The 13,172-nt window shown below is 31.8% G+C and carries 10 protein-coding genes; 3 read left to right on the plus strand and 7 right to left on the minus strand.

Annotation, left to right across the window (positions count from 1 at the left end; translation table 11 throughout):
* Nucleotides 1-2: 2 nt before the first annotated feature.
* The 3 genes from OEA66_RS13300 to OEA66_RS13310 all read right to left on the minus strand — a co-directional run bounded on the left by OEA66_RS13300 (nucleotide 3) and on the right by OEA66_RS13310 (nucleotide 5,354).
* On the minus strand, nucleotides 3-2,159 hold the full coding sequence (locus tag OEA66_RS13300) for a patatin-like phospholipase family protein (RefSeq protein ID WP_267281830.1): 2,157 nt from the start codon (nucleotides 2,157-2,159) through the stop codon (nucleotides 3-5).
* A gap of 2 nt (nucleotides 2,160-2,161) precedes the next feature.
* Nucleotides 2,162-4,609, minus strand: coding sequence for a bifunctional UDP-N-acetylmuramoyl-tripeptide:D-alanyl-D-alanine ligase/alanine racemase (locus OEA66_RS13305; RefSeq protein ID WP_267281831.1), 2,448 nt, complete (start codon nucleotides 4,607-4,609; stop codon nucleotides 2,162-2,164).
* A gap of 160 nt (nucleotides 4,610-4,769) precedes the next feature.
* The gene (locus OEA66_RS13310) at nucleotides 4,770-5,354 is read right to left on the minus strand and encodes a thymidine kinase (RefSeq protein WP_267263959.1); all 585 of its coding nucleotides are present in this window, start codon (nucleotides 5,352-5,354) and stop codon (nucleotides 4,770-4,772) included.
* Between the two features lie 60 nt (nucleotides 5,355-5,414).
* On the opposite strand from OEA66_RS13310, the gene OEA66_RS13315 reads away from it, so the two are divergent.
* From OEA66_RS13315 to fabG, 3 genes are all read left to right on the plus strand, one after another.
* On the plus strand, nucleotides 5,415-6,854 hold the full coding sequence (locus OEA66_RS13315; RefSeq protein ID WP_267281832.1) for a DUF8457 domain-containing protein: 1,440 nt from the start codon (nucleotides 5,415-5,417) through the stop codon (nucleotides 6,852-6,854).
* A 2-nt stretch (nucleotides 6,855-6,856) separates the two neighbouring features.
* A complete protein-coding gene (gene rsmI / locus OEA66_RS13320) occupies nucleotides 6,857-7,534 on the plus strand; it encodes a 16S rRNA (cytidine(1402)-2'-O)-methyltransferase (RefSeq protein ID WP_267281833.1) in 678 nt (225 codons plus the stop codon).
* A gap of 106 nt (nucleotides 7,535-7,640) precedes the next feature.
* The gene (fabG, locus tag OEA66_RS13325) at nucleotides 7,641-8,384 is read left to right on the plus strand and encodes a 3-oxoacyl-[acyl-carrier-protein] reductase (RefSeq protein WP_267281834.1); all 744 of its coding nucleotides are present in this window, start codon (nucleotides 7,641-7,643) and stop codon (nucleotides 8,382-8,384) included.
* 54 nt (nucleotides 8,385-8,438) lie between these two features.
* Here fabG and OEA66_RS13330 read toward each other — a convergent pair whose 3' ends face one another.
* From OEA66_RS13330 to surE, 4 genes are all read right to left on the minus strand, one after another.
* The gene (locus tag OEA66_RS13330; protein WP_267281835.1) at nucleotides 8,439-9,944 is read right to left on the minus strand and encodes a helix-turn-helix domain-containing protein; all 1,506 of its coding nucleotides are present in this window, start codon (nucleotides 9,942-9,944) and stop codon (nucleotides 8,439-8,441) included.
* Nucleotides 9,945-10,125: 181 nt separating this feature from the next.
* Nucleotides 10,126-10,656, minus strand: coding sequence for a phage tail-like protein (locus OEA66_RS13335; RefSeq protein ID WP_267281836.1), 531 nt, complete (start codon nucleotides 10,654-10,656; stop codon nucleotides 10,126-10,128).
* Nucleotides 10,657-11,087: 431 nt separating this feature from the next.
* On the minus strand, nucleotides 11,088-12,128 hold the full coding sequence (locus OEA66_RS13340) for a GMP reductase (RefSeq protein WP_267281837.1): 1,041 nt from the start codon (nucleotides 12,126-12,128) through the stop codon (nucleotides 11,088-11,090).
* Between the two features lie 228 nt (nucleotides 12,129-12,356).
* A complete protein-coding gene (gene surE, locus OEA66_RS13345; protein WP_267281838.1) occupies nucleotides 12,357-13,127 on the minus strand; it encodes a 5'/3'-nucleotidase SurE in 771 nt (256 codons plus the stop codon).
* Nucleotides 13,128-13,172: the final 45 nt, after the last annotated feature.

Consider the following 13,172-nt stretch of genomic DNA (forward strand, 5'->3'; position numbering starts at 1 on the left):
TTTTAAAACCAGTGTCCTAAGATAACACTGAATATACCTTTTTGATTGTTTTTTAGAGAATGTCCAAAGTTGAATTTTATTTGCCCGAAAGGAGATTTGTAACCGATGCTTCCACCTATAGAACTGTAGTTAACTTTTACCGCATCTTCAAAACTAATATCATTCGATAAATTAGCGAATGAGAAATTTCCGCTCAGGAAAAAGCTTTTATTAAATTTAAATTGAATATCATTAGAAATCAATGCAACGTTATTGCTATTGAGCTGTGCAAAATAAAAGCCATTGAACGTTTTAAAATTAATAACGTTCTGTTCAAAAATTCCTCCTAATCTGTATTGATAGAAATCTGGAAGATTATCACCAATCGTTATTCCTCCATATAAATTCAAATGATAACTAAATTGTCTCGACAAAGGAATGTTGATTCTGATATCTGCTTTCACCTGAACGACTCTTTTTTCAACTTCGGATTTAAGCAGATCAATAACTTTACCTTCAGCATTTAGATAAAATCCCTTGGTAGGAAAATCACGGTCATTTTGAGTATCGCTTTTCAAAAATACGTATGGATTGAGAAAGCGATTGTATCTTTTGTTTGTACCATTCATTTCAGCTTCGAAATAATCATGACTAATTCCTGTTCCGATTGCAAATTTATCTTTCCAGACCGATTGTATATAAACTTCGTTTCGCAACCATTCCCATTTATCTATATTGATATTGTTATTGCCTTTCAGATCGAAGCTCATCCCTGAAGAATAAATTCCAAATCCGGGAATATAGCCATTATCGATAAAATAGTTTAGATAGTATCTTGGCTTATCTCCAACTATGACATCAAGCGAAAGATTTGAATTTTTAAATAAAAGTCTTTTAGCAGAATAATTTAATAAAAGACCAGTCTTGAAAATCTCATCATAATGTAATCCAACTTTCAGAAAATGTCTAGCTTCATCTTCAGTTACATATAGTTTGAGATAATTGAAATTGTTTTCTGTTACAATATCATAATTGATAAAACGGTAATTATTAGTTGCGACTAATTTATCTAAACCTTTATTAATGCTTCCATAAGTTTGCATAGATGGAAGACGAAGCCCCATTTTACCGAGAACGTAGTTTTTGCCGTAGATTTTCCCTCCATCTATCGATATACTATCAATCTTATATACATTGGAATAGATTGAATTTACGGGCTGTCTAAGACGGTCAAATTCACGTTTTGGAAGCTGATCTAAAACTGCCGAATATTTCAAGCCTTCTACATAGCCGCTATCAAGAATTTTCTTTTTGTCGTCATAGCTCGTAGCAGTCATTCCTGTTAGATTTGGTTTGATATTGATATCAGTATATTTATATTGCCTTCTTGTATCTTTTTGAATCCCGAAATCAATCACCTGGTTTAAAATAGAAATGATATTATTTAAATCTTCTCTTTTTGAAAGGTCTTGATTTAAATCTACACCAATTACAATATCAATTCCTTTTTCTTTCAATGGTTTTGAAGGATAATTAACTGTCATCGCTCCGTCAATATAAATACTGTCACCAATTTTTACAGGATCCATTAGGGAAGGAAATGCAGAACTTGCCATAATTGATTGTACCAAATCTCCTTTTTCAAAAATTTCCATGTTGCCGCTTTCAAGATTTGTAGCAACGCATAGGAAAGGAATTGGAAGTTTAGAAAAATCATTGATATTCGAAACGTTTTTAAATAATTCTTTTAAAAGATAAACATTTTTTTGTCCGGAACTGATAGAAGAGGGAAGTGTAATTTTTCCATTTTTTAAAGGAATTGAAAATAAGTATTTATCAACTGATTTATTAAAAAAAGTACTTTCTTTTCTTGATTTTGGATCTCGTATTAATGAGTAAAAATCGGTGTCCATCACAATCTTTTCAATTTCTTTACCAGAATATCCTGATGCATACAATCCACCAACGATTGCACCCATACTTGTTCCTGAAATGTAATCGACTTTTACACCTAAAGAATCTAAAACTTTTAGAACTCCTACATGAGAAAATCCTTTTGCTCCGCCGCCTGCAAGTGAAAGTCCGATTCTTGGATTTTTTGGAATGACCAAGTTTTTCTTTACTTGAGACTGAATCAAAAGTAATTGAAATGCAAATAAAAGAATCAGGAGTTTTCTCATAGTTAATCTTTTACATAAATCCGTTTTACACGAGGTGAAATGGAGGTTAATACTTCATAAGTGATAGTTTTGCAGTATTCTGCAAATTCTTTTAAAGTTGGTTTTGCATTAAAAACGGTAACGGTATCGCCTTCTTTTACATTCGGAATATGATCAATATTAATCATCATCATATCCATGCAAATGCTTCCTACAATCGGAGCTAAGCGTTTATTAACCCCAACATTTCCGATTTGATTTCCAATTAATCTCGGAATTCCGTCTGCATATCCAACGGGAATTGTGGCTATTTTTGTATTATGATCAGCTTTAAATCTTCTGCTGTAACCAACAGATTCTCCGTTTTCTACTAAAGAAATTTGTGATATTACGGTTTTAAAACTTACAACAGATTGTAATTGTTTTTGTATTTCACTATTTGGTGATTCTCCTAACATTCCGATGCCAATTCTCACCATATCATATTGATGATCGGTGTAGCTTGTAATTCCTGATGAATTTAATATATGTCGAATAGGAGTGTATCTCAATTTTTTAATCAAATAGCTTGAATTTTTTTCAAATGTTTCCAGCTGATTTAATGTAAACTCTTTCTCCTCTGGTATATCTGAAGACGAAAGATGGCTGAAAATACTTTGAACTTTTACATTCATTTTATTTAAAGTTTCGCTCAGCTGATCTAATTCATATTCCTTAAAACCAAGACGATGCATCCCAGTTTCGAGTTTAATGTGGATAGGATATTTTTTATCAAAACCCGATTTTTGAACCGCTGCGTAAAACAATTCTAAAACACGGAAACTGTAAATTTCAGGTTCTAAATTGTATTCAATCACTGTATCATAACTGTGTTGCTCAGGATTCATTACAACAATAGGAACCGTAATTCCTTTTTTTCGAAGTTCAACGCCTTCATCAACGAAAGCAACTCCTAAATAATCAATATGATGATGCTGCAAAAATTCTGAAATTTCATAACTTCCTAATCCATAAGAGTTTGCTTTTACCATTGCCATCATTTTTGTGGCTGGCTTAAGTAAGGATTTATGATAATTAATATTGTGCAGAAGTGCATTTAAATTAATTTCTAAAACTGTATCATGCTTTCTGAGCTCAAGTAAATCTTTTATTTTTTCAATCTCAAATTTTCTTGCACCTTTCAGTAAAATGATTTGATTTTCTAGCTCTGTAAGATGTTTACTGTCAATTAATTCCTGTGTATTAATGAAAGTATATGTTTTAGATTTAAATAAATCACTGAAATTTGATATTTCGTTACCAATTAAGAAAACAGAATCGAATTTTTGTTCGTTTACCAAATCTGAAACTTCTTCGTATAATTCTTTAGAATTAAAATTGACATCAAAAATATCGGTTAAAACCAAAGATTTTTTAGATTTATTGTATTCATTTAAAAACTGAAGAGCAGTTTTCAATGAGTCTAAGTCAAGATTAAAGGAATCATTAATAATGATATTGCTTTTTATTCCTTCAATCGCTTCAAGTCGCATTTCAACGGCCTTTAAAGTGTTGATTTTCTCAACAATCTTTTGATTTTCGATTCCTAGATCCTTTAGAACTGTTACAAGAGCCAAAGCATTGGTTAATGTCGCTTCGTCTCTTTGATGCACAGGGAAAGAAATTTCTTCGTCAAAATATTTTACAATAAGATTTTCTTCTTTTGAATTTAAATTTTTAAAATAAACCTGATTACTTTCCTTAAAACCGTAAGTAATTAATTTTTTACTTGAATAGAGATTATTTATTTTATTTAAAACCAATTGATTGTCTCCATTAAAAATAATTACCTCAGAATCTTTAAAAAGTTTGATTTTTTCATCAATCAATTCTTCTTCCGATTTGAAATTAGCAAGATGGGCAGTTCCAATGTGCGTTAGTAAACCAATTTGAGGGCTAAAAATGTTTTCAAGTTTCTGCATTTCATCAGGTTTAGAAATCCCGACTTCAAAAATTCCAAGTTTGTGAGAATCATTAATCTGAAGCAGAGAAAGTGGAAGACCAATCTGAGAATTGAAACTTTTCGGGCTTTTTACTGTCGGAAATTCATTCCAAAGACATTGATAAAGCCATTCTTTTAAAATAGTTTTACCATTACTTCCTGTAATGCCGATGGATTTTAGATGAGAATTTCCAAAGTGATATTTGGCTAGATCTTGAATAAATTCCACAGAATTTTCAACAATAATCCAATTGACATTCTCAAACTGAGGATAATGATGTTCGGAAATAATAATTTTTATTCCTCTATCAATCGCAGATTCAATAAATTTTTCTCCGGAATTTTTATGCGTGTTGATGGCTATGAAAGCAGTATTTTTTGTAGAATAAATAATCCTGCTGTCAAAAGCTATGTTTTTTATAACTAAATTTTTATCACCAATGACTTTTGCGTTGGCAATCTCTGCAATTTGTTTGATGGTATAATTCATTGGTGCCCTTTCTGCTTATTTTTTTAGTGTTATTGGTTAATCGCAAAGAAGCAATTTTTAATTTAAGTAAGTTATTTATTTAAAAGCACTTCGGCAGGCTAAGTGTGATAAAAAAAAATTAAAAATAAATTTGATTTCAAAGAATTAATTTGCCTTAATTTTATTTCTTATTTAAAACTTCTTCCACAAAAATCCTTCTGCTCACAGCATCATAAGCTTCTGTTTCTCCCAATTCTACAAGATCTTTTCCGGAAGATGTTCTCATGGAATAATTGGCTAAATTTCCTGTTCTTCTGCAAATGGCGTGAACTTTCGTAACATATTCTGCCGTTGCCATCAAATTGGGCATCGGTCCGAAAGGACGACCAAGAAAATCCATATCCAGACCTGCAATAACCACTCGTATTCCGCTGTTTGCTAATTGATTAGCTATTTCTACAATGCTTTCATCAAAAAACTGAGCTTCATCAATTCCTACAACGTCACAATTAGATCCCAACAAAATAATTTCATTAGGATTTTCTACAGCAGTGCTGCGAATTTTGTTTTTGTTGTGTGAAACAACATCTTCTTCAGAATATCTCGTATCTGTTTTTGGTTTAAAAATTTCCACATTCTGCCCCGCCATTTCTGCTCTTCGTAATCGTCGAATCAACTCTTCGGTTTTTCCGGAAAACATTGATCCACAAATAACTTCCATCCAACCGCTCTGTTTGGAATGATTAATTGTATTTTCTAAAAACATTTGTTAAATTAGCCGTAATATTTTAACATCAAAAGTAAGCAATTTTAATAAGAATCTACGATGCAGAACATTCAAGATTTACAGGATAAGATTTTTTTTGAATCTAAGAATATCATTGATATTTTGGCCAAAACAAACAATGTTGACGAACTGATTTCTAAGCACGATCTGCTGAATGATCTTGCCGAAAAAATTGCTTTTTTGAAATTGTTGAATAAAAATCTGGAACATTACAGCCAAGAAAATTCAAATTTTTCTAATTATCAGAAAGCTGAAGTTTTAATTTCAGATCATTTAGTCACAGAAGAAGAGGCAATTTTTAACAATGAACTCAACGAAATTGGTTCTGAATCTTTTGAAGAAACTGAAAATAATGTTTTAGTTGAGGAAGAAGAAGCCATTTTTAATAATCAACTGAATGAAATTATCGAAAGTGATTTCCATGAAAATATTGTTCAGTTAGCAGAAGAAAATCAACCTGAAGCGAACGAAAATTTTGTCTCAGATGAAATTTCAGATCATTTGGAATTGGAAGAAGAAGCTGTTTTTAATAATCAATTGAATGAAATTGATGAAGAACCGGAAAATACAGATCAGGTTTTAAGTTTTATTGATGAAGAAAGAGTTCTGGAAGATTCTGAGCCTGAAAGTGATGATGATTTTAATGAAGAAATTTTTAATCAGGAAACTACTGAGGAAGAATTTGTTTTCAATGATCAGTTAAATGAAATTACTGAAGAAAAAGCTGAAAAATCTAATTCTGAAGAAACAGAATCTCATATTATTCCTGACATTTTTGCAACAGAACAAAATGAAGATGAAATTTTGATTGAAGAAACAGAAAGCGAATATCAATCAAACGATTTTAATCATAATCAGGAAGAAATTATCACGGAAAGTTCTAACGTTGAAACGATTTTAACTGAAATCAAAAAAGATTCTGAAATTGAAGAAATTAAAGCTGAAGAAATCGAAGTAAAATCAGATGATTCAGAAAGAAGAAAAATTGTTGAAATTGATAAACCAACATCAGAATCAAACCAGGAAAATCTAAAATCTGACGAAAGTTTCGAAAATATTGAAGCTTATCGTCAAGAAAAAAAGATCAAATTGGCGAATATAAGAGGTTTAAAAAATATTCAGACCTTGTTTGATGATGATCCTTTGGAAAGAGAAACTCCGCATGAAAAAGTTGAAATTCCCGTTGTAAAAGAAGACACCGGAAGTTTAATTAAAACAAATATTCCTACAGATTTTATGGAAGCTGAAAAGCAAAGACCAGAATTCAGACTTGATCTGAACGATAGAATTGCTTTCACAAAAGTACTTTTCGGCGGAAGTCAGACAGACTTAAATGATGCAGTTTCCGAGCTAAACAGATGCAGAAATATTAACGAAGCCAAAGAATATCTGAGCGAGCTTTATTACGATAAAAAATGGGATAAAGTAGATGAATATGCACAGAGGCTTTGGTTATTGGTAGAAAATAAATATATTTAATTTTGAGTGGAATTCTATATTTCGTTCCTACACCAGTTGGGAACTTAGAAGACATGACTTTCAGAGCCATAAAAGTGCTGAAAGAGGTCGATTATATTTTGTGTGAAGACACGCGAACTTCGGGAATGCTTTTGAAACATTACGAAATTTCAAAACCTTTAAAATCTTATCATTTACACAACGAGCATACTGCAACGGAGAAAGTGATTACTGATCTTCAAAGCGGACAAAATATAGCAATTATTACGGATGCAGGAACGCCAGGAATTTCAGATCCGGGATATTTATTGGCAAAAGCGGGTTCAGACAATAATATAGAAATGATTTGTCTTCCCGGAGCAACAGCTTTAATTCCGGCTTTGGTCGTTTCAGGATTGCCAAATAATGAATTCTTGTTCGCAGGATTTTTACCTCCCAAAAAAGGGAGACAGACAAAATTGAAACAACTTGCAGAAGAGAAAAAGACCATTGTTTTTTATGAAAGCCCACATAAAATCAATACTACTTTAGAGCAAATCAAAGAATTTTTCGGGGATGAAACGAGAGCAAGTTTAAGCAGAGAAATTTCAAAGAAATTTGAAGAAACAAAAAGAGGTACAATTGATGAACTAATTGAATTTTCAAAAAGCAAAACTTTGAAAGGGGAGATTGTGCTGATCGTGAATAATTCGCTAAAATAAAAGAAAAGTAAGCTGTTGATTTATCACAAACAGCAAATTATAATATCTTTGCAAACTGATAATTTACACCACTAAATTATTTAAGTTTAAAATAAATAATCATTATATGAAACTATTAGAAGGAAAAGTAGCACTAATTACCGGAGCTACAAGAGGAATCGGGAAGGGTATTGCCGAAATTTTTGCTCAACAGGGAGCAAAAGTTGCATTTACTTATGCCGGATCTGTGGAAAAAGCGAAAGAATTAGAAACTGCTTTAAGTTTTGTAACTCAAATTAAAGGTTATCAGTCTGATGCTTCAGATTATGATGCAGCTCAGAAATTAGTGGATGATGTAATGGCTGAGTTTGGTAAAATCGATATTTTGGTAAACAATGCAGGTATTACAAAAGATAATCTTCTGATGAGAATGTCAAAAGACGATTGGGATACGATTATCAAGGTAAATTTAGATTCTGTATTCAACCTTACGAAAGCGGTAATTAAGCCGATGATGAAAGCAAAATCTGGTTCTATTATCAACATGACTTCTGTAGTTGGGGTAAAAGGAAATGCCGGACAAGCAAATTATGCTGCTTCTAAAGCCGGAGTTATCGGGTTTACAAAATCTATTGCTTTGGAATTAGGTTCTAGAAATATTCGTTGTAATGCAATTGCTCCAGGATTTATTGAAACTGAAATGACGGCTGCATTAGACGAAAAAACAGTTCAGGGATGGAGAGACGGAATTCCATTGAAAAGAGGAGGACAGCCTGAAGATGTTGCAAATGCATGCGTTTTCTTTGGTAGCGAAATGTCTTCTTATATTTCCGGGCAGGTTTTAAACGTTGACGGAGGAATGTTGACTTAAGAAAATTTGAAATTTAAATATAATCCCTTTCATAAGCTTTATGAAAGGGATTTTTTATTCTGAATCAATGTGATTTCTCAACCAGATTTGAAGATCTTTTTCGGGTGAAAGATTGATTTTTTTTCTGAAATTATATCGGTTATTTTCAATTGTTTTTGAGGCTTTAAATGTGTAGTCTGCAATTTCTTTTGTGGTAAAACCTAAATAAACATATGCTGCAAAAGTCAGTTCGCTTGGTTTTAAATTTTCATTTAATTGCAACATTTTAGACTGAAATTTAGGATATACTTCTTGAAATCGTGTGTAAAATGACGGATTATTATCTTTTGCCAATTGTATTACTTCATCAAAAGCTTCGTTGATTTGTTGTTTCAGTTTATGAGTTTCCAGTTCGCGAATTTCTTTTTCTTTAATTAGATTTTCTGTGATTTTAATTGTTTCTTGATTTTTAGATTTAGATTTTTTAAGAAGATAAATAATAATTGTTGTAATAATTACGAGCAAAGAAATAATAATTAAAGTGGTTTGTTTTGTTTTTTTAGCTTCAAGATTGTACTTTATTTTTTCCTCTCTCATTACCTCATTCAGCACAAAATCTCTTTCCTTTTTCATCTGATCACTAAGTTCCTTATTGGTTTTAAGGTATAAATCAGAATAATATTTTGCTTCAGTAGCAATTCCCTGAGAGATTTTTAGTTCAGCAATTTTTTTATACAATTCGCTCAGAATATCGGGAAAATGATGTTGATCGAAACTTTTTAAAGCAAAATCATAGAATTTTTGAGCTTCAGAATAATTTTTCTGTGAAGCATTTAGATTTCCCAGACCGATTAATGTTTCAATTTTACAAGGATGCTCTCTATCTTTAAAGTGATTTAGTGAGTTCTTGTAATAGTGTTGTGCAGAATCAATTTTATTTTGATTTAAATAGTAATTTCCAAAACCTAAACACGAACAGCCTTTTTGAATATAAGCATCTTGCAAATCGATTTTTTTTAGAATATTTTTTTCTTTTTGTAGAAAATAGTACATCGAATCGGGCTTGTTTATATTCTCATAAATGTAGCTTAAATGAGAATAAACAGTACTTTGTGTAAGTGAATCGATTGATGTCTTGTTATTTTTTGATTCGAGAATTTTAAGGGCTTTTCTGTAATTTTCAAATGATAAACTGTAAAGCTCAAGAAGTAAATAATTTCCACCTAATAATGATGAAATATTTGCTGAATGTGTTTTATCTTTTTCTAAATATGGAGAGTACTTCTGTGCTTTTTTAGCATAATCAATACTTTGTTTAAACTCTGCGTGATCGTAATAATATTGTGCTAAATAATAATTTGCATAAGAAAGCCCTTTCTCGTCTTTTAAATTATTTGATAACTTTAATAGTTTTTGAGATGCTTCCAAGATTCGATCAGATTTTCCGGATAGCTGAATAGCATTAATTTGTTTTACAAGAAAATCAACATCAGACTGATCTTGATTTTTGTTTTGACCATACAAAAAGTTGCTCAAAAGAATGAGAACAAAAAAATATCTATAAGAATGGAGGTAACCCATTTAAATAACTTGGTGTTTTGTAAGTCGCAAAGTTAAATCAAATAAATATTAAATACTTGAAAAGTAATATTTATCACTATTTATACGCTATTTTCACTTTAAATTCCGGACAACTTTTTCACCAATGTAAACCTGTTCATTTTAAGAGCTTAAAATAAATTATTATAAGATTTAGTTTAAATTATTTCCAATAACTCCATGCAGAACCGTCATAAACAGCCAAAGATTTACTGTTTGTATCATAACACATCGTTCCTGGGTAAGGATTTTTAACATTAATGTGCGGATTGGAAACTTTTGGTAAAATTACCGCTTTGTTTGTACTTTCTAAAACTAAAGCTCCTTTAGCGCTACTTGTAGAATTTCCGATAATTACACCTTGAGAATTGCTCAATTCTGATGATGTATTGGCTGTAATTTGAGTAGAACTTCCTGCATTACTAAGGTCTTTCCAGACTGAATTTTCGTAGAATTTTACTTTGCCGTCAGATTTATCAAATAAAAAAGTTCCGTTGTTATTTGATGGAGTAGAAGCTAAAGCATTGTTGGTATTATTTACACTGGGTAAAATAATTCCGTTTGTATTTGAGCTGGAATCTTCAAAATCTAAAATTGTGCTGCTTCCGTTTACAGATTGCTTTCCTATCCCTACTTGTCCAAATACAAAATTTGAAATAAGCAATACAGGAATGAAATAAAATGTTTTTTTCATCACTTCAGTTTTATTTTAAGGTAGAATCATGAAATTACTTCGTCTCATTCCCTACCTGTTTTGTTTTCTAAGAAAAAATTCACCCAATTTTATTTTATAAATAGTTGAAGAATTTTAATCTTGCAAATTCAAAATTAAGATTTTTAAATGATTAGAGAAAATCATCTTGTGATGAATTTTAAAATATTTGTAAAAAAAAATCATCAGAAATAAAAAATCTCCGGAGATTTCAAACCAATAGCTTAAAATCTCCGGAGATTAATATTCTTTTCATCATTCGTATTTTCATTCGAACAGCACAAATAGATGAAAAAAATAAAAAATGGACAAAATAAACGCCCCTCATTTTGCCCTCTATTCACCTAAATTCCTTATTTAAAAGGTTTTATCAATTATTCGAAAATTATTATTTAAAGTGAATCAGATAACATTTAATCATTAAAAACCTGATTTTCCTGTTCCTGAACTCTTATAAAAGTAGTTCTTTTTGACAATTCTTTCAACGTTGAAGCACCAACATAAGTGCAAGTTGAACGAACTCCACCTAAAATATCTTTCACTGTTTCTGAAACCGAACCTTTGTAAGATACCTTCACAGTTTTTCCTTCTGAAGCTCTATATTCTGCAACTCCTCCTGAATGTTTATCCATTGCAGTTTTAGAACTCATCCCATAGAAAAGCTTGAATTTTTTGCCGTTTTCTTCCACCATTTCACCACCGCTTTCATCATGACCGGCAAACATTCCGCCCAGCATCACAAAATCTGCTCCACCACCAAAAGCTTTGGCGACATCTCCAGGAACTTTGCAACCGCCGTCTGCAATAATATGCCCTTTTAAACCATGAGCAGCATCAGAACATTCAATAATTGCGGAAAGTTGTGGATAACCAACTCCGGTTTTTACTCTGGTTGTACAAACTGAACCAGGACCAATTCCAACTTTGATAATATCTGCACCAACCAAAAGTAGCTCTTCAACCATTTCTCCCGTAACTACATTTCCAGCAATAATAATTTTATCAGGAAAATTGGCTCTTGCGTTCTTTACAAATTGCACGAAATGCTCAGAATAACCATTGGCAACATCAATGCAGAGAAACTCGATTTTTGGGTGCTTTTCGAGGATGATTTTAATTTTTTCTTCATCCGCTTTTCCGGTTCCGGTGCTTAAAGCGATGTATTGATGAATTTCTTCGGGCTGATTATTTAAAAAATTGCTCCATTCTTCTGGAGTATAATGTTTGTGAACAGCCGTAATGATTTTGTCTTTTGCGAGTTCAACCGCCATTTCGAAAGTTCCCACTGTATCCATGTTGGCTGCAATAATCGGAGTTCCTGTCCATTTTTTTTTGGTGTGTCTGAAAGTGAATTCTCTTTCAAGATTTACTTCAGAACGGGATTTCAGCGTGGAACGTTTTGGTCTGAACATTACATCTTTGAATCCCAATTTTATATCATATTCTATTCGCATAATTTTGAAAATTATTTTAAATAAAAATAGGGAAAAGATTTAAAGGAATACTGAAAGTAAATGTTTTTATAGAATATTTATGATAAATGTATAAATTGGTTACCCGCGGATCACACAGATTTGTGCGGATGATTATGAATGAAAATCTCTAACGAAAGATGTTGCCCCGAATGCACGATTATTTAATAAAATCTTATTAAATAATCGTGCATTCGGGGCAAAATAATTTTAATCAAACTTCATCACTTCATTGAGCGTATTCATATACTCATAAGCGGTAAGATCGAATTTTACCGGAACAATCGAAATATATCCATTGGCCAAAGCAGTTTCATCAGCATCTTCAGATTCATCCATATTGTTGAAATATCCTGTTAACCAATAATATTTTTTACCATGAGGATTGATTCTTTCATCAAAACTTTCTTCCCATTTAGCATTGGCTTGCTTGCAAATTTTCACTCCTTTAATTTCCTCTTTAGGAAGTTTTGGAATGTTTACATTTAAAACAACTCCTTTAGGCATTGGGTTTTCTAAAGTTTTTCTTACGATTCCCTGAATATATTCTTTCGCCTGCGTAAAATCTGCTTCCCAACTGAAATCTAAAAGCGAAAAACCAATTGATGGCAATCCTTCAACACCGCCTTCAACAGCAGCAGACATCGTTCCCGAATAAATTACATTGATTGAAGAATTTGCACCGTGATTGATTCCGGAAACTACAATATCCGGTCTTCTAGGAAGTATCTTATCCAAAGCCATTTTCACACAGTCAACCGGAGTTCCGCTGCATGAATAATCGGTTTGTGGACCTTCAAGCTGTACTTCTTCATAACTTAATGTGGAGTTGATGGTAATTGCATGACCTTTTCCGCTCTGAGGCGAGTTGGGAGCAACCACAATTACATCTCCGATTTCATTCATAAATTCTACTAAGTTTCTGATACCCGGAGCAGTGATTCCGTCGTCATTTGTTACCAGAATAAGTGGTTTTTCCATATTGTATATTTAATTTTAACAAAGATAAGAATTAAGGTTTGCTCT

Origin of the sequence: Chryseobacterium luquanense (assembly GCF_026460945.1) — a bacterium.
Classification (GTDB): Bacteria; Bacteroidota; Bacteroidia; order Flavobacteriales; family Weeksellaceae; genus Chryseobacterium; species Chryseobacterium luquanense.